The organism is Thiothrix nivea DSM 5205, from assembly GCF_000260135.1.
Lineage (GTDB): Bacteria > Pseudomonadota > Gammaproteobacteria > Thiotrichales > Thiotrichaceae > Thiothrix > Thiothrix nivea.
In genome coordinates this window covers 2840873-2861125 of record NZ_JH651384.1, presented here as the reverse complement: position 1 = coordinate 2861125, position 20253 = coordinate 2840873, and the positions used below count along the sequence as shown (strand labels likewise).

24 protein-coding genes and 2 pseudogenes are annotated in these 20253 nt (G+C 54.3%); 12 read left to right on the top strand and 14 right to left on the bottom strand.

Annotated features, from left to right (window positions below; all coding sequences use genetic code 11):
• Window positions 1-144: 144 nt before the first annotated feature.
• The gene (locus THINI_RS14325) at window positions 145-429 is read right to left on the bottom strand and encodes a hypothetical protein (protein ID WP_002709285.1); all 285 of its coding nucleotides are present in this window, start codon (window positions 427-429) and stop codon (window positions 145-147) included.
• A gap of 255 nt (window positions 430-684) precedes the next feature.
• Between THINI_RS14325 and THINI_RS14320 the strand changes: the two genes are divergently transcribed.
• Entirely contained in the window at window positions 685-1227 is a 543-nt protein-coding gene (locus THINI_RS14320) for a hypothetical protein (RefSeq protein WP_002709284.1), read from the top strand.
• Here the strand turns inward: THINI_RS14320 and THINI_RS14315 are convergent.
• The 3 genes from THINI_RS14315 to THINI_RS14305 all read right to left on the bottom strand — a co-directional run bounded on the left by THINI_RS14315 (window position 1205) and on the right by THINI_RS14305 (window position 3293).
• Window positions 1205-1861, bottom strand: coding sequence for a class I SAM-dependent methyltransferase (locus THINI_RS14315; RefSeq protein ID WP_002709283.1), 657 nt, complete (start codon window positions 1859-1861; stop codon window positions 1205-1207). The genes THINI_RS14320 and THINI_RS14315 overlap by 23 nt on opposite strands.
• A 36-nt stretch (window positions 1862-1897) precedes the next feature.
• Window positions 1898-2467 (bottom strand): N-acyl amino acid synthase FeeM domain-containing protein, encoded by a 570-nt coding sequence (locus THINI_RS14310; protein ID WP_002709282.1) that lies wholly within the window; start codon window positions 2465-2467, stop codon window positions 1898-1900.
• Window positions 2468-2564: 97 nt separating this feature from the next.
• Window positions 2565-3293 carry an autoinducer binding domain-containing protein gene (locus tag THINI_RS14305; protein WP_040839473.1) on the bottom strand — a complete coding sequence of 243 codons (729 nt, stop codon included), beginning with the start codon at window positions 3291-3293 and terminating at the stop codon, window positions 2565-2567.
• Here THINI_RS14305 and THINI_RS27345 point away from each other — a divergent pair.
• Window positions 3250-4517: pseudogene (locus tag THINI_RS27345) on the top strand (ISAzo13 family transposase). The gene THINI_RS14305 and the pseudogene THINI_RS27345 overlap by 44 nt on opposite strands.
• A 154-nt stretch (window positions 4518-4671) precedes the next feature.
• Here THINI_RS27345 and THINI_RS14290 read toward each other — a convergent pair.
• Window positions 4672-5292 (bottom strand): NBR1-Ig-like domain-containing protein, encoded by a 621-nt coding sequence (locus THINI_RS14290; RefSeq protein ID WP_002709281.1) that lies wholly within the window; start codon window positions 5290-5292, stop codon window positions 4672-4674.
• 148 nt (window positions 5293-5440) lie between these two features.
• Between THINI_RS14290 and THINI_RS14285 the strand changes: the two genes are divergently transcribed.
• The 3 genes from THINI_RS14285 to THINI_RS14275 are packed head-to-tail and all read left to right on the top strand — an operon-like array spanning window position 5441 to window position 7816.
• Window positions 5441-5707, top strand: coding sequence for a helix-turn-helix domain-containing protein (locus THINI_RS14285; protein WP_040840781.1), 267 nt, complete (start codon window positions 5441-5443; stop codon window positions 5705-5707).
• Window positions 5704-6957, top strand: coding sequence for a type II toxin-antitoxin system HipA family toxin (locus tag THINI_RS14280; protein WP_002709279.1), 1254 nt, complete (start codon window positions 5704-5706; stop codon window positions 6955-6957). Before THINI_RS14285 ends, THINI_RS14280 begins: the two co-directional genes overlap by 4 nt.
• A gap of 52 nt (window positions 6958-7009) precedes the next feature.
• Window positions 7010-7816 (top strand): hypothetical protein, encoded by an 807-nt coding sequence (locus THINI_RS14275; RefSeq protein WP_154724418.1) that lies wholly within the window; start codon window positions 7010-7012, stop codon window positions 7814-7816.
• A gap of 12 nt (window positions 7817-7828) precedes the next feature.
• On the opposite strand, the gene THINI_RS14270 is transcribed toward THINI_RS14275, so the two are convergent.
• Complete coding sequence (locus THINI_RS14270) at window positions 7829-9352, bottom strand: B12-binding domain-containing radical SAM protein (RefSeq protein ID WP_002709277.1); 1524 nt, start codon at window positions 9350-9352, stop codon at window positions 7829-7831.
• 465 nt (window positions 9353-9817) lie between these two features.
• Here THINI_RS14270 and THINI_RS14265 point away from each other — a divergent pair, with 465 nt between their 5' ends.
• Window positions 9818-10210: a 3D domain-containing protein gene (locus tag THINI_RS14265; protein ID WP_002709276.1), complete on the top strand. Its 393-nt coding sequence runs from the start codon at window positions 9818-9820 to the stop codon at window positions 10208-10210.
• Window positions 10211-10291: 81 nt separating this feature from the next.
• Window positions 10292-11485: a BaiN/RdsA family NAD(P)/FAD-dependent oxidoreductase gene (locus tag THINI_RS14260; protein WP_002709275.1), complete on the top strand. Its 1194-nt coding sequence runs from the start codon at window positions 10292-10294 to the stop codon at window positions 11483-11485.
• A 4-nt stretch (window positions 11486-11489) separates the two neighbouring features.
• Here the strand turns inward: THINI_RS14260 and THINI_RS27340 are convergent, their stop codons facing one another.
• Complete coding sequence (locus THINI_RS27340) at window positions 11490-11573, bottom strand: pentapeptide repeat-containing protein (protein ID WP_081485848.1); 84 nt, start codon at window positions 11571-11573, stop codon at window positions 11490-11492.
• Between the two features lie 127 nt (window positions 11574-11700).
• On the opposite strand from THINI_RS27340, the pseudogene THINI_RS14255 reads away from it, so the two are divergent.
• Window positions 11701-11997: pseudogene (locus THINI_RS14255) on the top strand (IS701 family transposase); the annotation flags it as partial.
• 15 nt (window positions 11998-12012) lie between these two features.
• Here the strand turns inward: THINI_RS14255 and THINI_RS14250 are convergent.
• From THINI_RS14250 to THINI_RS14235, 4 genes are read right to left on the bottom strand one after another with little or no spacing between them, the layout of a single operon-like run.
• The gene (locus THINI_RS14250) at window positions 12013-12645 is read right to left on the bottom strand and encodes a metallophosphatase domain-containing protein (RefSeq protein WP_002709274.1); all 633 of its coding nucleotides are present in this window, start codon (window positions 12643-12645) and stop codon (window positions 12013-12015) included.
• Entirely contained in the window at window positions 12642-13619 is a 978-nt protein-coding gene (locus THINI_RS14245) for a Fic family protein (RefSeq protein WP_002709273.1), read from the bottom strand. The genes THINI_RS14250 and THINI_RS14245 overlap by 4 nt, the downstream gene beginning before the upstream one ends.
• Window positions 13619-13939 carry a hypothetical protein gene (locus tag THINI_RS14240; RefSeq protein WP_002709272.1) on the bottom strand — a complete coding sequence of 107 codons (321 nt, stop codon included), beginning with the start codon at window positions 13937-13939 and terminating at the stop codon, window positions 13619-13621. Before THINI_RS14240 ends, THINI_RS14245 begins: the two co-directional genes overlap by 1 nt.
• A complete protein-coding gene (locus THINI_RS14235; protein WP_050988058.1) occupies window positions 13936-14157 on the bottom strand; it encodes a restriction endonuclease subunit S domain-containing protein in 222 nt (73 codons plus the stop codon). Before THINI_RS14235 ends, THINI_RS14240 begins: the two co-directional genes overlap by 4 nt.
• Before the next feature lie 234 nt (window positions 14158-14391).
• Here THINI_RS14235 and THINI_RS14230 point away from each other — a divergent pair, with 234 nt between their 5' ends.
• The gene (locus THINI_RS14230; protein WP_169314624.1) at window positions 14392-15294 is read left to right on the top strand and encodes an IS30 family transposase; all 903 of its coding nucleotides are present in this window, start codon (window positions 14392-14394) and stop codon (window positions 15292-15294) included.
• Between the two features lie 15 nt (window positions 15295-15309).
• Here the strand turns inward: THINI_RS14230 and THINI_RS14225 are convergent, their stop codons facing one another.
• Together THINI_RS14225 and THINI_RS14220 are read right to left on the bottom strand one after the other, a co-directional pair.
• On the bottom strand, window positions 15310-15660 hold the full coding sequence (locus tag THINI_RS14225; RefSeq protein ID WP_002709271.1) for a DMT family protein: 351 nt from the start codon (window positions 15658-15660) through the stop codon (window positions 15310-15312).
• 109 nt (window positions 15661-15769) lie between these two features.
• Window positions 15770-16411, bottom strand: a complete 642-nt coding sequence (locus THINI_RS14220; RefSeq protein WP_002709270.1) for a response regulator — start codon at window positions 16409-16411, stop codon at window positions 15770-15772.
• A gap of 94 nt (window positions 16412-16505) precedes the next feature.
• On the opposite strand from THINI_RS14220, the gene THINI_RS14215 reads away from it, so the two are divergent.
• The 3 genes from THINI_RS14215 (at window position 16506) to THINI_RS14205 (ending at window position 18885) form a co-directional block, all read left to right on the top strand.
• Window positions 16506-17159, top strand: a complete 654-nt coding sequence (locus THINI_RS14215) for a hypothetical protein (protein ID WP_002709269.1) — start codon at window positions 16506-16508, stop codon at window positions 17157-17159.
• A gap of 15 nt (window positions 17160-17174) precedes the next feature.
• A complete protein-coding gene (locus THINI_RS14210; RefSeq protein WP_002709268.1) occupies window positions 17175-18323 on the top strand; it encodes a patatin-like phospholipase family protein in 1149 nt (382 codons plus the stop codon).
• A gap of 97 nt (window positions 18324-18420) precedes the next feature.
• Window positions 18421-18885 carry an FKBP-type peptidyl-prolyl cis-trans isomerase gene (locus THINI_RS14205; protein WP_002709267.1) on the top strand — a complete coding sequence of 155 codons (465 nt, stop codon included), beginning with the start codon at window positions 18421-18423 and terminating at the stop codon, window positions 18883-18885.
• Window positions 18886-18961: 76 nt separating this feature from the next.
• On the opposite strand, the gene THINI_RS14200 is transcribed toward THINI_RS14205, so the two are convergent.
• A complete protein-coding gene (locus THINI_RS14200) occupies window positions 18962-20221 on the bottom strand; it encodes a 6-phosphofructokinase (protein WP_002709266.1) in 1260 nt (419 codons plus the stop codon).
• Window positions 20222-20253: the final 32 nt, after the last annotated feature.

Here is a 20253-nt window from a genome sequence, read left to right as displayed (position 1 = left end):
GGGAATTTTTTCCCATTTCAATCGGGCAGTCAAGTGCTTTATGGGCGAATCCAGCTTATTTTGGATAAGTGGCAGGCAAGCAGGGAAGGTATACGAAAACAACAATGCCCCCATCAGGGGGCATTGGCCGGTAAAGATGATGGTTTACAGACCAGGCCGCGAGCCTTGTGGAGCCTGCTGATCATGGCGGGCAAACAGGCTGGCAGCCCCCCCCGGCTGGAAATACACTTCCACCAGGTGCGGAACCGTAGTCTTCAAAGTCCTGGAAACCCCCATCAGGGTCGAAAGCTTGGCTTCCTTGATGTCGGCACGCATCAGTTTGTGCCAGGTTTGGCGAGAAATGCCGGACTTGCGCGCGGCATTGGTTACGTTCAGATCCAGCATTTCCATTCTGGCCTGTACATATTTGGCTAGTTCAATCGCAGACATGGTTGTCACCCCTCAATGACTTAACGTGGAGAACCTTCAGTTTCGTCTATTCGGCCGGATGGCAACAGGTGGAAATTTCCACCTTTTTTCCCCTTTAACCCATTGTTTGTAAAACATAATTCTCAATATGCTTAAAAAATTATCCCTAGAACTGGGGAGGACTTGCCCCAAGCCCCCCCAGCCTGAGTGATTCCTTCAAAAGTCATCTATGCTTAACAATTACCACTATTCCTATACAACAAAAGGTGATCACTCATGCTTTACAAGATTGATCTCGACCAACAACTCCATGAGGAAGTCAACGTCATTATCCGTTTGCCCGGCCCTGCCGGAAATGACTTGCACCTGAGCTTCCGTCTGGATGGTGGCCATACCCCCCCTACCGCCAGCCTTCCCGTAACCAGTGCCAACCCCTTGTGCCTGCTGGACTGCCAGGAACAACTGGTTTGCATCCTCAAACACCTGACAGCAAGCGGATACGCAACGTTGGCAGGTAAATACCGGAAAAGCGCCAACAGGATTCCCCTATTCCGGGGAGACACCGCCGACGGCCTGTATGTCGATAGCGTGGACAAAAAAACTGGCCAGAACCTGTTGAAAGGCATCCACTTGAAAAACCCCGACAAGCTTAACAAACTTACCCAGTGGGTAGTCGCCAAATTCCCCGTGGTATCGGAATGGGCTGGTGTCGCTTACACTACCAGCCCACACAGCGAAGAACGTCTCGCCTACATCATCAGCATGGCGGAACGCCGCATCAGCAACCGGCAAGCCCTCAGGCTTTTTCAGCATGGATAAAGTTTAGCCCACCCAGATAAAAGTCCTGGTGGCAGGATACCAACCGGAAACCGCTGGCCTGCAATTGTCGCACCAGCGTATCCATGCCCACAAACACGGCTTTTTCATTGCCCGCCAGCTCCAGGTTCTTCTGCCGGAACGCCGGGTAATGCGGATGCCCCAGCAATTCCTTGTCCGCTTCCTGCGCCAGCTTGCGCATATCCAGTGTCTGGTTGGGCGTCACCAGGATGAACGGCGCGCCCGGTTTTAACAGGCTACTGATATGGGACAAAACCACCAAGGGGTCAGGCCAGGTGTAATAACTGTTGATGGAAAGCGCGGAATCAAACACATACCCGCTCACTTCCTCGATTTTGGCATACAGGACGCTGAAATCCTTCGCGCCAAGCTGCTCCAGTAACCAGTCGGCTTTTGCGACCATATCCTGCGCATAATCCACCCCCACATAGCCTGATACACCTTCCCTGCCCGCCAGAAACGGTGTAATGCGCGCCGTACCACAACCAAAATCAGCTACCTTGCCGCGCATATAACGCGCCACCGTCCGATACACTTCCAGTTGCACGGAAGGCAGCACCGACAAATGGGACTCGGCATAACTATCCCAATCAGAAATTTTGTACAGAATCGTCATGATTTCACTCCAGATAACCCCGCCACCGGGGCATTACTATAAAGAAGCCACCCAACGTAGGAAGGCCGGCGTCGTTTTGCGCACATCCCAAGCCATGCAGGCAAACGGCTGCCCACTGCCAAAATCCTCGCCCACATCCTCGGCCAGTAGTTCCGCCCCCAGCCGTTTCTGATGGAACAGCACATCTTTCTGCCGGATCACCATCAGCAAGCTGTCGATACCCTGCCTGACAGCGATGGCGTGCGCCGCCTTGTAATAATGTTTCACCAGATTGAGGTTGCCGCGAATCACAAAGCGCCCGATTTCCATCAGCCGTTTGCCGCTGCGGCGATAATCATCCACCACTGCGGGAAATAGGCCGTCTTCCGGCAAACCGATGGCGCTATCCATCACCAGGCTGCCAGTGCTGCTGATATTGCCGTCGGCATCGGAGGTATACAGGACATAGGCATGGTTGTTGAACGGGTCATGTTCCGCCACCTGCACTTTCGGGTAGATTTTGCGGTACTCGTTGCGCCTGAAGTGGCAAGTACGCGCCACCTCCGACCCGGAACGTGCCAGTTGCAGGGGGGATGGCAGGCATGAAGCCATGGTCATATCCAACATGTGCAATAACTCCCTTTCCGTTAATCGGTGAGGGCAGTATGGGCAACAGTTGCGGGGAGCCGCGCGGGGAGAAACATGGGGAGTGAGGGGAAAATGCCTACAGGTAATCGTGCAGGTGCAGCATAGCAATGTAATAAATCAGGCGAATCTTGTTGATGCCACCGAATTTGATGCGGATGCCATCCAACAGCTTTTCCCCGTATTTCTGCGAAACATCATCCATATGCTTCGGCAGGGTTTTCATCGGCAAGCCCGACAGCACAAACTGGAGCAACCGTTTTTCCTTGGGGTTAAGTTGCGCCAGCAAGGGAGCAAGGAAATAGATCCTCAGGTGAGGTTGAGCCATGACATGCTCATGGAACACTTGGGTACAGTGTTTTAAGTCTCTCAGCTTGTCATGCAGCAATAATTGATAAGCATCACCTTTTTCACTGCTGATGCAGCTCACACCACCCAACCCCGGCATCCCACCCACCAGCGGAAGGCTCAAACCATTACGGATGCCGTAATCTTCCCTAGCAGTGACGATGACCTTGCGCTCCCGCCGGGTTAACAAACCCTTGCGGCTTTCCAGCCACCAGTCAAGAACCTGCCTTTCTCCTTGGGCAATCCTTTTGACGGTAAAGTCATGCTGATCAAACCCTGCATCCTGGTAATGCCTGAGAAAAGCGGGGGAATAAGCATCCGAGGTTTTGAACAGCGGTGTAATCGACAGCTTGTTTTCCAGATAGATTTGCGGGACGAATGTATATAAGGGGATTTCCCTGAAAGATTCCCCCGCAATGGCTACACTTGTCTTATCGACAAGCGGAGTCCCTATCCCCATGCCCCCCGAACCCCAAACAGCTAACCCGATCCTGAGTGAATCCCAGATAGCCGACCTGAAACTGGCGGCCTCGAAAATGTCTGGCAGCACCCGCCGTGCGTTCCAGGCGGACATGAGCCGGAAATATTGTGCAGGCAACGCCCGCCAGACTGAAAGGTGTTTTGGCTGGGGTCGGGAGGGGGTGCAGTTGGGTTTGGAGGAACAGCGCAGCGGCATGGTTTGCGTGGGTGCGCAGGCGGCGTATTGTGGCCAGAAGCGCTGGGAGGAAACCCAGCCGGAAGCGGCAGCCGCCTTGCTGGCGCTGGCGGAAGCACATAGCCAGCAAGACCCGACATTCCGCAGCAGCATCGCCTACACCCGCCTGACGGCGGCGGAAGCCATCCGGCAGTTACAGGCCATGGGTTTCAGCGGTGGACAAGTGCCCGCCCCCAGCACCATGGCGCGGATACTCAACCGGAATGGCTACCGCCTGCGCAAGGTGGAGAAAGCCAAGCCGCAAAAAAAATTCCAGAAACCGACGCCATCTTCGCCAATATCCAGGCCAACGATGGGCAGTTTGCCGATGGGGCGGTCAAACGCCTGAGCATGGACTGCAAGGCGACCGTCAACATCGGTGACTACTCACGGGGCGGGAAAACACGGGGTGACAATAAAGCCGCTGACCATGAGATGGGCTGCAAAGAGAAATACATCCCTTTTGGCGTACTGGATGAGGACAGTGGGCAGGTTTACCTGACCTTCGGCAGTTCCAGCAAAACCAGTGACTTCATCGTGGATTCCCTGTGCCGGGTATGGGAACAGATGCCTTCTGCTGACAAGGACGCCTGCCAGTGCATCCAGATCAAAGCGGACAATGGCCCGGAAAGCAGCGGGATCAGGACGCAATTCCTCAAGCGCATGGTGGAATTCGCCAACCATACCGGTAAGACAGTCCACCTGCTGTACTACCCGCCTTACCACAGCAAGTACAACCCGATTGAACGCTGCTGGGGGATTCTGGAACAACACTGGAACGGCACCCAGCTCAAGGATGCCGAAACCCTGCTGGAATGGGCAAAAACCATGACCTGGAAAGGCATCAACCCCATGGTCGAATTCAGCCACAAGGTTTATGAGAAGGGTGTGACCCTCAGCAAAAAAGCTATGGAGGCTGTTGAGGCGAGGCTGGAAAGAAATGCTGCTTTACCAAAATGGGACATTCTGATTCGCCCTGTTTTTGGGTAATGTCTTTGAGGTAAATCACCTAACGCCCCATCAAACCCTAGCGATTGCACCAGTTTTTCGTAAGCCGCAAACGCCTCATCCAGCGTCGCGGCCTGATGCAGTTCCACAATAAAGTCCATGAGGTTGAAATCCCCATAGCATGGACTCACTAATATCACTCATCCACTACCTTGACCATGCAATACAGCCCGCTCAATCTGGGGAATACGACTTCGCCATTGGCATTGACGCACTTCCAGTGTGAAATCGCATGACAGGCAACATCCGGTGCACGGAAATGCACGCCCAAACGCGCATGTTCCCCCGGCTGGGTGTCAGGAATGGGAATACTCTTGCTCAACGGCGTCAGTGCAGCCTGTTGTGGTTCATCCATACATTGCAGTTGCCAGCCAATCCACGGCTCGCTACCCAGGTTGGCCACTTCCCAGATTTTCTCAAATTCCAGGGCAGTCTGGACAACGCTATTATCCGGGCAGGTCACATCCCCCACGAAACCGTAGGCAAACTTGTTGTCGCCTTTGGCTTGTTTCGAGGATCTGCCGGTCTTTTTATCCAGGCTCTCATTGAAATAAATGCGTAACATGCTGAGAGGGTGAGCCTCCAGCGTTTCCGCCACCTTGACCAAGGTGGACAGGCGGGCTTCACTGATATCAGCGCGCAACAGTTTGTGCCAGGTTTGGCGGGAAATCCCCGAGCGTCTGGCCGCTTCCGTCGTCGTCATTTTCAAGGATTTGAGACGAACGCGCATATAATCCGCTACTTCAAATGCAGACATAGTTTTATTTTCCTCAACTGAACTAACCACTTAACAATTTAACAGAAAGGAAAAGCTGGCGATAGGGTATACAGCACTTTCAATATGAGTCATATACAATACATCTTGAAGTGAAATAGTCATTTTGCATTATATACAAGACATGGATATGCAATCATTAGGGAAAACCCTGCGCCATGCGCGCAAACAACGCGAATTAAACCAGACTGACCTGTGCGAACTGGCCGGTATCAGCCGCGCTACCCTCTCCGGTATTGAAAATGGCACCATCCCGGAAATCGGTATCCGCAAGGTCATGGCTTTGTGCTCAGTGCTAGGGCTGGAACTGAATGCCCAACCCCTGACACCGCGCCGCCCGACCCTGCACACTTTGGTCGATGAAGCCGAACACCGTAAAACAGGTCGCCGCAAATGAACAAATCACCATCACCCAACGAAGGCAGCCTCGACATTTACGTACACGGCGAATACAGCGGCGTACTCGGGCGCAGCGTGGTGCGTTCCCATGCCTATATATTCGGCTATTTGCCGGACGCCAGCCCGCAACAGGCAGTATCCCTGACCATGCCGGTGATGCCCGACCAGTACGGATTCCAGCAAGGCGTACACCCCATTTTCCAGATGAACCTGCCGGAAGGCGAACTGCGCGAGCTGCTGCGCAACCGTTTCCAGAAAACCGTACAGCATTTCGATGACCTGGCCTTGCTGGGCATTATCGGCCACTCGCAAATCGGGCGCATCCGCATCGCCCCGGCGGGCAGCACCCTGGATGCCATGCCAATGCAGGATATGCGGGAACTGCGCGCCTACACCGGCAGCGAAGACCTGTTTGCCGAGCTGCTGCAACGTTACGCGCGCTATTCCGGCATTTCCGGCGTACAGCCCAAAGTACTGGTACGTGACGCTGATACCGTGGCCAGCGCCGCCCAGCCGGAACAGTTCAGTTACCGCGACGCCACCCACATCGTCAAGGCATGGAACCCGGAACGCTTCCCTCAGCTGGCCGCCAACGAATATTTCTGTATGCAGGCCGCCCGCCGCGCCGGGCTGGAAACGCCCGAAGTGGAACTGGCCGCCCAAGGCAGGTTGCTAATCGTCAAGCGTTTCGATCTGGATGCCAAAGGCGGCTACCTGGGTTTCGAGGATTTCTGTGTCCTCAACGGCCTGGCTACCGATGACAAATATGTCGGCAGTTATCAGGATATTGCCGAACGCATCCGCCAGTTCGTTTCCCCCCACCGCGTACATGAAGCGCTGGAACAATTCTTCCTGTCGCTGGCGCTGACCTGCACAGTACGCAACGGCGACGCCCACCTGAAAAATTTCGGCGTGCTCTATGACGACCCGGAAGACGAAATACGCTTTGCACCCGCATTCGACATCGTTTCCACCACGCCCTACATCCCCAACGACACGCTGGCGCTGCTGTTCGGCGGCAGCAAGGCATTCCCGGAACGCAAGGCGCTGCTGGCTTTCGCCCGCCAGTTCTGCAATATCAGCGAACGCCGTGGCAAGCACCTGCTGGGCTGGGTGGCACACGGGTTGGAAGCCACCTTGCCGGAATTGCAGGCATACCAGCAACAACACCCCGCGTTCAGCGAGGTCGGCGAGCGGATGCTGGCCCTCTGGAAACAGGGAATTGCCGAGTTGACGGCTATCCATTAAGATCATGGAAAATCCAACGACCCCGACCCCACCAACAGGCTTGAACATCACCATGAAACACTGGATGCAAACCGGTTCCGCAGCTTGCTGCCTGATGTTGCTGGCGCTGTCCGGCTGCGAACAAAAACCGTCTGCCGAACCAACATCAACCGCCAGGATCGCAGTGCTGGAAACCTATATCCAGGAAGTTCCCGTTGAGGAAAACGCCCTCCAGACCCGTTTCGGCAAACTGGAACTCGCCCGCAGCGAACCTGAAATGCCGCCCGACACCTTGAGTTTGGATGGTAAACCCGTTTTCCAGCAGGAAGCCTTTTACCTTTCCCTGCACCAGTACATCAAACAAAACCAGCGTGACATTGTACTATTCGGCTCCAACTGCGGCGGCACTGCTTGCCCGCAAAACCAGTTTTACTTCCTGCTGCTGGACAAAAGTAAAGGCCCGGAAATCCGTAGCGAAGATGATTTCACCGCGTACCCGGACGACCTCAAGCTGAATGTCGATGGCGACCGCCTGTTGCTGGATTTGGGGTTTCAGGCAGGCAAGCATAAAGTTGCCACCCTGCAAGGCGACCAGCTGACCATCCAACTGGAAAACGTCGCCAAAAGCTTCCTTGGCGAAGAAAACTGCCGCTGGCTGTATGACGAAGCCCTGAGCGCCTGCCGTGATTACCGCGACACTGACCCCACCTGCCAGGATCCCCAGGCCAGCTTCGCCGGTTACCTGATGCGCGGGGTCGCGGCGGTTGGGGAACACCCCGGTTTCATGGCCGATGCTTTTGGGCGGCGCTGCAAGATTGCCTGTGAAAGCGACAAGACCGTTGATTACCCAACGTTTGCCAAGGAAGTGTGCAGCAAATAAACTGGGGATTCTTTAGCCCTCCTCCAGAAACCGTAACTGCCGCTGGTTGCCGCTTTTGCCACCTGTTTTTAACATGACAGGATTGCGCCGCGATTCTGTCAGAAAGGGAATCTGCCCCTTCTGCCCAGTCAGCGCATAATCTTTCAGCAGCCGCTCCTCCAGCACTTGCTTATTCAGCCCCAATGCTTCCAACCCTGCCCCATGCACCAGCACGAACAGGCGCGGCAGGGCGATTTTATGGGTTTGCTGCGCCTGTTCGTGTATCCATTCCGACAGCCGCCAGAAACGCTCGAATGGCGCATCCCCCAGCAACAACGGTAAAGTATGCGCAAAACGCCCCGAGTTGCCGATCATGTCCCAGTGGCGGGCAAAGCGGTTCATGCGCTGCATGGTTTCAAAACCCACCCGGTCGGTACGCAAGATGTTGTAGGGCGGTAACGGGTTAAACACCATGCCAAACGGCTCTATGTGACGGATAATCGGCGCGCCACGCAAGCGTTTGAGGATACCAACCTGGATCTCGTGCGGCCCCAGCCTCACCAGTTGGTCAAACCCGGCGGCAAACCCCGACAAATCTTCCCCCGGCAAACCGAAAATCAGGTCGGTATGCAAATGTGCCGTAGAACACTGGCGCAACCAGCGGATGTTTTCCGCAGATTTGGCGTTATCCTGCTTGCGGCTGATCAGCGCCTGCACCTGTGGGTCAAAGGTCTGGATACCGATTTCAAATTGCAGGGAACCGGCGGGAAAACGGCTAATGCGTTCTTTAAGCATGTCGGGCAGATGATCCGGAACCAGCTCAAAATGCAGGAAGGTATCCGCATCCAGCCGTTGCAGGAAAAAATCCAGGATGGCCACCGTAGTCTGCACTTTCAGGTTGAACGTGCGGTCAACAAAGCGGAACTGCCGCAAGCCACGCTGCCACAGCAGATCCATTTCCGCCAGAAAGCGTTCCAGATCAAACGGCCAGGCTGTCTTGTCGAGCGCCGACAGGCAAAACTCGCATTTAAATGGGCAACCACGCGAAGCTTCCACATAGATCGAGCGGGTCGTCAGGTCTTCATTTGTATAGGTGGTATAAGGCAACACCAGTTGCGGCAGGGGAACCTGCTCCCCCGCGATCACGTTTGCCAAGGGCTGCTGGCCATTAAGCAGCTGGCCACACAAGTGCCGGAAACTGCTTTCCCCGGGGCCGGTGATCACATAATCCGCCAGTTTTACGATCGGTTGCTGCCCCGTTTCGTGGCTGACTTCCGGGCCACCCAGGACAATAACCACATCTGGAACAAGGGTTTTCAGCAATGTCACCAGCGCTGTGGTTTCAGTGATATTCCAGATGTAAACCCCCAGGCCGATGATGCGCGGCTGCTCTGCCAGTAATTGTTCGGCGATCTCCAGGGGGCGCATGGCGATGGTAAATTCCATCAATTTGGCCCGCTCGCGCCATTCCCCCAGGTTGGCATAGAGGTAGCGCAAACCAAGCGATGCATGGGCATAGCGGGCGTTGAGTGTCGCAAGAATAATGGCATTACTCATAAATAACACTTAAATTTAACCATAAAAAACAATACTTCTCATCGATGCACCACATGAATCATCACAATTGATTCTTTTACAAAAAGATTTCTTGAGGCAATTATTAATTCTCGCCAGCAAAGAAATCTTTTATCAATAAACAAATGACACAGGAGATTCATTCCTATACACTGCGCGACCACATTGTGTGGCAATTTGGATACAATCAAGACTGGCCAGTGTCGCACAAAGTAATCGGAACAGGAAAATACCGGACAAGAATCCGCAAGCATGAACCCAATGTGTAGTGATTTTGTCCGCAGTGGCCATAGAGTATGTGTCAATTCAGCCATTCAACCACAGCCGCTTATCGGGTTTGTTACCTTAAAACTGTTCCATTAGCATATTTGAATATGCTAATATCCAGAGCAATCCTTTAGTCTTAAATCATTTTTTTATTTAAGATCAAAAATTTAGGTTATATTTATGTTAACTGTAACACGTCTTCTAACAGTAGCGCTTCTGTCCATCGGTTTGGCCGGAGCCGCCTTCGCTGGAAAGGAGCGGCCAAACAACAGCCTTAAGGTAACCGCTACAGCCTATAACTCACTCTCCAGGCAAACTGACAGCACTCCAAACATCGCCGCATGGGGTGATAAATTAAACCCAGGGATGAAAGCCATTGCCGTTTCCAAAGACCTGCTCAAGCAGTATGGCCTTTCTCGTGGAAGCAAAGTAAAAATCAAGGGACTTGAAGGAGAATACGTCGTGCTGGATAAAATGCATCCACGCTGGCGTAAAAAGATTGATATTTATATGGGGAAAGACCGACGCAAAGCCCTGCGCTGGGGAAAGCGCACTGTCACCATTCACTGGTAAACTAACGTCGACTAAAGGATTCACCCAAAGCCCGCCGCGTGCGGGCTTTTTTCTTGGCGGATGCCAGCTTATGATTCACCCATGCAAACCATGGAACATTACGATGTCATCATCATTGGCGCGGGAGCCGCTGGGCTGATGTGCGCTGCAGAAACCGGCAAACGCGGGCGGCGGGTATTACTGCTCGACAAGGCCGACAAGATTGGCAAAAAAATCCTCATTTCTGGCGGTGGGCGCTGCAATTTCACCAACCTGAATACCAACCCGGCAGCCTACCTATCCCACAACCCGCACTTCTGCAAATCAGCACTGGCGCGTTATGCACCACAAGATTTTCTCAACCTAATGCGCAAACATGGTTTGAGCTGGCATGAAAAAACCCTGGGGCAATTGTTTTGCGACCAAAAAGCCCCCGCCATTGTGGCGATGCTATGGGAAGAATGTGCACAGGCGGGCGTGGTGTTACGCCTGAATACGGAAGTGGATACCATCATTCGCCGGGAAGCAGCCAGTTTCCACCTGCAAACAGGCAGCTGTACATTGGCCTGCACCGCGCTGGTCATCGCCACTGGCGGCCCTTCGATACCTCGCATGGGTGCGACAGACTTCGGCATCCGGTTAGCCAGGCAATTCGGGCTGAAAAGCGTCCCGTTTTCCCCGGCACTGGTTCCCTTTACTTTTACCCAGGATGTGCTGGACGGGCTGTTTGCCGGGCTGGCGGGTGTGAGCACGGAAGTTGCCGTCAGTTGTGGGGAAGGCCACTTCCGCGAATACATGCTGTTCACCCACCGGGGGCTGAGCGGCCCTGCCATGTTGCAGGTTTCTTCCTACTGGCACAAAGGCGAAACCCTGGAAATCAACCTGTTGCCCGACAGGGATGCTTTGGAATGGCTAAGTGTCATGCAGCAACAACGCCCCAAAACCGAATTGAAAACCCTGCTGGCGGAAGCCTTGCCCAACCGGCTGGCACAACGCCTGTGCGAAACCCTACTCCCCAACCGCCCGATGGGGCAGTATGGTGGCAAGCAATTGCAGGCAATTTCCCAACAGTTGCAGGCATGGCAGCTAACCCCGGCAGGCACAGAGGGGATGCGCACGGCGGAAGTCAGCCTGGGCGGCGTCGATACGCGCGAACTTTCCTCCAAAACCCTGGAAGCCCGTAAGGTGCAAGGCTTGTATTTTATCGGGGAAACAGTGGATGTGACGGGGTGGCTAGGGGGCTACAACTTCCAGTGGGCATGGGCGTCGGGGTGGTGTGCTGGGCAGTATGCTTGAAGTATCACCCGACTTCACCGGCTACTATTAATACGGTATTACGGAGGTTAGCAAAATTGAGGTCTGCTCCACCGAGGTTGGCTCCCATGAGTTCGGTGCTACTTAACTGATGTTACGCAGCGAGCTATCTGCCCGGCTATATTCAGAGGATGAACCAGAACCGCCTTGACCTCTACACGGACTACTTGAGCGTCACTTTTGGCTACGCCACCGCGCTGGCCTGTAGCAAGCTGGACGCTGGGTGGGACAAAATCACCACAACCTACCAGAAACGGTGGAAAGTGGAGGTCTTCCATAAATCGCTCAAGTCCAATGCCGCCTTTGCCAAATCACCCGCCCACACTGCCAGGACACAGGCCAACCACCTGTTCGCCTCCATTGTCGCAGTGTTCAAGATGGAGTGTTTGACGGTCAGGAAAAAACTTAACCACTTTGCCTTGAAATCCAAGCTGTACATCAAGGCCATACGGACGGCATTTGACGAGCTACAGGCTTTCAGGGCTGCTGCGTAACATCAGTTATCAACATTATAGTTCCACCTCAACCGGCGGATTCCGCACCCGGTAGCGTTCGTCCAGAATGCAGGCATTGATGAAAATCGTGCCATCGACTTCCAGCACACCATACGCTTCATGGATATGTCCGCAGGCCAGAATTCTGGGCTTGATTCGCTGCACAACATCCAGCAGGTCATCACAACCGGCAGGATAGCCATTCTCGCAGCGGTCGAGAATGCCGCGTGCGGGGCCGTGGGTAATCAGTACGTCGATGCCGTTGGGGATTTTGTCCCAGTGGTAGCGGATGTCTTCGCCACGCTTGCGGTTGAATGCCCAGTCGCAGAATTCCGGCTGGACGGGTGAACCCCAGAATTTCATGCCATCAATCTCCACCCCGGAATCGTTGAGGTAGATGAGGCCGTGATCTCGTAAGCAAGCTTCCGCTTCATCCCGAAGTTCATTCTCAAAACACCAGTCGTGGTTTCCGGCAATCACGATTTTGTGGGTGAAATCCTGCACAGCCATGAAGCGGGCGAAGTCCTGCGTATCGTTGAGGTCGCCGCGCCCGGTGAAATCGCCGCAATGCACCAGCACGTCACCGGAACCGAGGGGTGGCATCCGGTCGTGCAGGGAATGGGTGTCGGAGATGAAGGTCAGTTTCAATTCTGGACAACCTCCCAATGCCCGCCTTTGATCGGGCCAACCCGTCTTAGCCTGCCTTCCTTGCGCAGTTTGGCGGCGGCGCGTTCAATTGCACTGACGGATTTTCCAAGTTTGCCTGCAACTTCGGCCAAGGTGAGGGTGGGTTGTTGCTGGAGGAGTTCCAGTATCTGCTCCGGAACTTTAACCCGCGTTTTAACCTGCGTTTCTACCGGCGTTTTTTCTTCAAAACTGCGTAAGGCATCCCGGATCATACCGAGCATGAAGCTGATGAAAGGTGCGCAATCTGTTTGGTGGGTGCTGTCCTGAAGTGCCTGATAGTAAGCTGCCTGATTTTTATGAACCAGACTTTCTACCGGCAGGTTGGCAAACAGTGGGTGCCATTTGGACAGGATCAACGTCTGCCATAAGCGCCCCATGCGTCCGTTACCATCAGCAAAGGGATGGATGAATTCAAACTCGAAGTGAAATACGGAACTGGCAACGAGGGGATGTGTATCGGTTGTTTGCAACCATTGGAACAGGTCAGCCATCAGGCGGTGTAGCTGGTTGGCGGGCGGAGCCATGTGTAGAACCTGTTTGCCCGCAAATACGCCGACACCACCGCTACGGTACATGCCTGCGCTGTCGATCAGCCCCAGCATCATGGTTTTGTGTGCAACCAACAGGTCGGATTCCTGTCGAGGGTTCCACTTTGGCATTTGTTCGTAGGTGTCCAGCGCGTTTTTGGCTTCCTGAATTTCGCGGGGTGGGGCGATAACCAGTTTGCCATCGAGCAGGGCAGTAATCTGTTCCTCGGTAAGCGTGTTGCCTTCAATCGCCAGTGAGCCTGCTACCGAGCGGATACGGTTGATGCGGCGTAGGCGTAAATCAATTTCCTTGTCGTACCAATGTTTCAACTGCCCCACCCGTTCGCTGATGTCCGCCACGAGGGTGAGGATGTCGTTGGTAATGGTAAAGGGCGGTTGGTATGGCATTATTCCCAGCTCCCTGCTTTTTGGGGGTAAGCCTCGGCGTCCAGGGCTTTGATTCTGATGAGCAAGTCGGATAATGCCCTTACTGCGGTAGGTGAAAGTTTCAAATACGGGCTTGTGCTTTCAAGCGCATCTTCAATACCTGCGATCAGGCAGTCAAAATCCCAACTGTAGAGGCCAAGTGGTCTGACACCTTTGTAGTTATAAATCCTGTCATCCAAGCCGAAACATTCAGTAAAATAGCCGGAAATATCCTGCAATGCGTCTAATTCATCTCCCTGAATCAGAACGTTTACCTTCACATCTCTTTTTCCGGGTTTCATGACTGTATCTCCTCCACCAGTTTTTCCGCGTCTGGAATCCGCAGTTCGCCGGATAGCAGCTTCGGCAGCAGCGTATCCCTTAGTTTGCCTAAAGCATCGGATGAGCTATCAAGCACAGTTTTCCTTTTGAAGAAATTCGAAAGATATTGCTCAAATGCCTGCAAAACTTTATCGCTGGGTTTTAGTGTGTCGAGATCGTTCAACACTTTTGTTGTCATGCTAGGAACAGCAGAACCCACGTTGGCGAATTCGTATCATAAGTGCATAACCCGTTAATCGAGACGGGATGCGGCTTTCTTCATCAGGTCAGAGGCAAGATGTGGTAAAAAGCATCCCGAAAAACCACTGACGGGAGAGCTTCATGGCTTACACACAGCTTACCTCTGAGGAGAGGCATTATATCGAAACACGGCACAAGATGGGTGATTCGACGACGGCCATCGAAAGCATTGGTGCGCAGCCAATCGACGGTCAGCCGTGAACTGACCCACAACCGGGGGCAACTCGGCTACCGGCACAAGCAAGCGCACGCCAAAGCGCAGCAACGCCACGCGGACAAACCCAAAGCGGTCAGGTTGACCCCGGAACTGGCGGGCAGTATCAGTACGCTACTGGAACAGCAATGGAGCCCCGAACAGATCAGCGGCAGGCTGAAAGAAGAAGGCAAGACGGCTGTCTGCCCTGAAACCATCTACCAGCAGGTGCTGAAGGATAAACGTGCGGGTGGCAAGCTGTACCTGAACCTGCGTCGCCATGCGAAGAAATACCGCCAGCGTTATGGTAGCCGTACTGGCAGTGTCCAAGGCATCCCCAACCGGGTAGACATTGACGAACGCCCGGAGGTGGCCAACCAACGTGAACGGCTAGGCGACTGGGAAGCGGACACCATGACCGGCAAGGGACACAAAGGTGCATTGGTGACGCTGGACGAACGCAAATCCAAGCTACGTCTGGCATTTCCCGTGGCGAACAAGACGGCTGAAGCCGTGACGGGCAGCATTATCACCTTGCTGTCCGGCTTCAAGGAGTGGGTACACACGCTCACCTTCGATAACGGCAAAGAGTTTGCCAAACATGAGCAAGTTGCCCAAGCTATTGAGTGCAAAACGTATTTCGCCAAGCCCTACCATTCGTGGGGGCGCGGGCAAAATGAGAATGCCAATGGGCTGTTACGCCAATACTTCCCTAAAGCAATGGGATTGGTGGACGTGACGACTCGACAGGTGTTGGAGGCTGTACATAAACCCAACAACAGACCACGGAAGTGTCTGGGCTTCAAGACACCTTACGAGGTGTTCCGTGAACTATCCGGCATGGATGCTGAAAAGTTGGTGGGTTATGCACTTATTACTTGAATTCACGCATCAACATTACCCCAATTTGTCGCGAAAAATGAAATACACCGCCCCGAGGATACACAAACCCGCCCACAAATAATCCCACTTCAGCGGCTCCTTGAGGTAAAACAGTGCAAAGGGTACGAAAACGGTCAGGGTAATCACTTCCTGCATGATCTTGAGCTGCCCGACGCTCAGGACGGTGAACCCAATGCGGTTGGCAGGCACTTGCAGCAGGTATTCAAACAGCGCAATTCCCCAGCTCACCAGCGCCGCGATCAGCCACGGTTTGTGGTTGAGATCCTTGAGGTGCGCATACCAGGCAAAGGTCATGAAGACGTTGCTGCACAACAATAGCAGGATACTGACGACAACAGGATGCATGGCACGGAAACTCCAGAACAGGACGCGTGATTATGCTCCCGTTGGTATAGCTTGCGAAGGCTTTGGCAAAGTGAAAATCGCGAAAATCATTGCGCAGAAAAACGGGTACTCACAACAACCCCAGCCGCTGCGCCTCCATAATGCAGGCGGTACGGTTCGGCACCGCCAGTGCTGCCATCAGGTTGGAAACGTGCGTCTTGACGGTGGATTCGCTGATGAACAACTTGCGGGCGATTTCCTTGTTGGAAAGCCCGGCCTCAATCTGTTGCAGGATGGAAAACTGGCGTGGGCTGATGTCGAGTTTCGCCAGTAACGCTTCCTGGCTTTTCGGATCTGTGCCGGTTTGCTGTTCGTTGAGGGCGTGACGCCACTCCTCCGGCAGGTAGATTTGCCCTTGCAACACCGCATGGATACCCGCGAGGATGCTTTTGGCGTCCGCCGCCTTGGGGATGAAACCCATCGCGCCCTGTTTCAGCGCCCGGCGGATGTCTTCCACCTCCTGGGTCGCCGACACCACCACCACCGGGGCGAGGATGAAACGCGATTTCAGCAGGCGCATAAAGCCAAAGCCATCCAGCCCCGGCAGGTGCAAATCCACCATAATCAGGTCGTAATTGCGCGCCTCGATGTAATCCATGGCGCGGCTGGCGGTTTCCACCGCATGGATGACCGTATTGCCACCCAGCCGTTGCACCACCTGCTTGAGCGCTTCCGCGAACAAAGGGTGATCATCCAGAATCAAAATATGCATGGTTACACCTACCCTACTTCCATTGTTTTATTTTTCCTGGCAATTTTTCACTATGATTATAGGCAGACCCATTCATGACAGAAGCGCTGAGCCCATGAAAAAATGCCCGAAACTCAACAATATTATTTATGAAGCCAGGGTTGGCCTTATCGGGCACAACTTCATTACCCCGCCTCAGGCAGCACGCATCCGCCATCTCCTGCGCACGATCATCTTGCCACGCCTACTCACCCGCTACCCGCGCCATTCCATCAGCCTGTTGACCCCACTTGCCCCCGGCAGTGATTACCTGTTGGCACGGGAACTGACCGACTGGTTTGAACACCGCACCATTCCCTGCCGCCTGCAAGTCGTGCAAGCCCTGCACCCGCAGATTGTGGTTGAAAAATACCATTCCGTCTGGCGTAAGGGCGGCTCCTGGGATGGCGATACCCTCACCCAACAACTCGACTGGCCAACGCAAAAGCAAGCCATCCTGCAAGGGCTGGCGGCACTGGTGGTGCGGGGCGTTACACACAACCGCATCATCCGCTTGCCCAGCTTATCCAGACCCCCGCCATCCCAAAACTATCAGCCCGCCTTCCAACAGGCGGCACGCTGGATTGTCGACCATGCTGATGAGCTAATCGCCGTCAATGACCCCTCCCGTCAGGGCGGTGGGCCAGGCGGTACGCTGGAAACACTGGGCTGGTGGCTGGAAAAGGATCCGGAAGAACAGCATCTGGCCATTATTAATCCGATAGGCTGACCAACACCCATAGGCATGGACGCGCAAACCCATCTCAAACAACGCCTCAACAGCCCCGCCCCCAAGAAAATCCTGGCGCTGGATGGTGGTGGTATCCGGGGTGTGATTGCCATTGAAATCCTGGCCGCGATTGAACAATTGTTCCGCGACCATCATCAAAATCCGCGCCTGGTGCTGGCCGACTGTTTTGATTTTATCGCCGGCACCAGCACTGGCGCCATTATTGGCGCAGGCTTATCGATGGGGCTGGAAGTTGCGGAGGTTCGACATTTTTACTTGCACCATGGCCGCGACATGTTCGAACGCGCCCACTGGTTTACCCGTATGACCTCCTTGTTTGGTTACAAATACAACGACATCAAACTGGGGCAAAAGCTGCAAGACGTTTTCGGTAAAGAAACAACCCTCGGTAGCGACAAAATCAAAACCCTGCTACTGATCGTCATGCACAACGCCAGGACTGATTCCCCTTGGCCAGTCACCAACAACCCCTTCGCCAAGTACAACGACCGGGGCCGCATGGGGGATAACAGCAACCTGAACCTGCCGCTGTGGCAACTGGTAAAAGCCAGCGCCGCTGCCCCTTCCTACTTTCCGCCGGAAAAACTCAACATAGGCAAGCAGGAATTCATTTTTATCGACGGCTGCATTACTCCTTACAATAACCCTGCCTTTCAGGCTTACGTGATGGCTACCCTCAATGCCTACCGGCTATGCTGGCCATGCGGCTCGGAACAATTGCTAATCACCTCGGTCGGCACCGGCAACCACAGCCTGAACCGGCCCAATCTGGATGTGCGTGACATGCACCTGTTGCATCATGCCGCCAGCACGCCATCACACCTGATGAATGCCGCCCAATACCAGCAGGACATGTTGTGCCGTATTTTCGGCGAGTGCCGCGCAGGCCCACGCCTCGACAGCGAACTGGAAGCCCTGACCGGCGTACTCGGCCAGGGCTGCACACCGGAAAAATTGTTTAGCTATGTCCGCTATGATTTTGACATCAGCGAGGAAGCCTTCCAGCTCCTGGGCCTATCCAACTACGCGCCAGATGATGTCAAACGCCTGGATGCCGTGGAAAAAATGAATATCCTGCAAGCCGTCGGCCAGCACATCGCCGCCCAGACAGTCCAACCGGAACATTTCGCCGGTTTCTGGTAAACATGCCACGGGCAATGATGAGGATAATCTCGCACCCACTCATGAAACCCGGCATAATGCGCCCTTTATTGCCCAAAAAATATCAGGAATAACAGACATGAAAGCAACCCTGCTGCTCCCGCTGGCACTGGCTTTGTCCACCAGCATTTTCATGGTGGCCTGCTCTGACAAAGCGGCCAACACCGGCACTGAACCCAAAACCGAGGCAAGCAAAATGACAGAATTGGTAAAGACCGACGTAACCGTAGGCAATGGCGCGGAAGCGCAAACTGGCCAGATCGTTTCCGTGCATTACACCGGCTGGTTATACGACGAAAATGCACCCGACAAGCATGGCGTGAAATTTGACAGCTCCGTGGATCGCGGGGAGCCATTCCAGTTCCCATTGGGCGCTGGCCGCGTCATCCAGGGTTGGGATCAGGGCGTTGCAGGCATGAAAGTCGGCGGCAAACGCACCCTGATTATTCCAGCAGAACTGGGCTACGGCGCACGCGGTGCTGGCGGTGTGATCCCGCCCAATGCCACCTTGATGTTTGATGTTGAACTGCTGGGCGTACAGTAAGTCCGACACCGGACTGCCCAGAAAGCCCCGTTCCCCTTGAGAGGGAGCGGGGCGAGGACAAGGGATAAACCTCTAATTACAGCTCAAACGCTTCCAGTTTCTTGCCAACCAGCTCGTGCTTGAGGGTGACGTACTTCGGCATACCGTTTTCGTATGGCGGATAGTCTTCACCTTCAATCAGTGGTTGCAGGTATTCACGGCAAGCGTCAGTAATGCCATAACCGTCTTCGCTGATGTATTCCATCGGCATCATCTTCTCGACGTTGGCGATGTCTTTCAGCTCACCCACGCCAATGTGCCATTTGTACGGACTGTTGGAGTCACGGATGACCGCAGGCATGACGGAGTTACGGCCTTCCAGTGCCAGATTGACGGCTGCCTGACCCAAGGCGTAAGCCTGTTCCACGTCAGACTTGGAAGACAGGTGGCGTGCTGCACGTTGCAGGTAGTCAGCCACCGCCCAGTGGAATTTGTAACCCAGCGCATCCTTGATCATGTTGGCAACGACCGGAGCCGCACCACCCAGTTGCGCGTGGCCGAAAGAGTCGCGGGTGCCTTGCTCAGCCAGGAACTTGCCGTCAGGGTAGTGGCAGCCTTCAGATACAACGACGGAGCAGTAGCCGTATTTCTTGACCTTTTCATCAACTGTCGCCAGGAATTTCTCCTGATTGAATTCGACTTCAGGGAACAGGATCACAACCGGAATATCGTTGTTGGCATCAGCCGCCAGACCACCTGCCGCTGCAATCCAGCCTGCGTGGCGACCCATGACTTCCAGTACGAAAATCTTGGTGGAAGTGGCGCACATGGAAGCGACGTCGTAGCTCGCTTCACGAGTGGAGACTGCGATGTATTTGGCAACGGAACCGAAACCAGGGCAGTTGTCGGTAACAGGCAGGTCGTTATCAACGGTCTTTGGCACGTGTACCGCCTGGATCGGGAAGCCCATCGCGTCAGACAGCTGGGAAACCTTCAGGCAGGTATCAGCGGAGTCACCGCCGCCATTGTAGAAGAAGTAACCGATGTTGTGCGCCTTGAACACTTCGATCAGGCGGTCGTATTCGCGCTTGTTCTTTTCCAGGCTTTTCATCTTGTAGCGGCAGGAACCGAACGCGCCGGATGGGGTGTGGCGCAGTGCCGCAACATCAGCGTCGGAAATCTTGCTGGTGTCGATCAGGTTTTCCAGCAGGGCGCCGATGATGCCGTTCTGACCGGCGTAAACGGTGCCGATCTTGTCCTTGTGCTGGCGGGCGGTTTCAAGCACGCCGCAGGCTGATGCATTGATAACGGCAGTGACGCCGCCGGATTGTGCGTAAAAAGCATTCTTTACGGTCATAATGCAAACTCCTCTATGCGATCTCTCTCAAA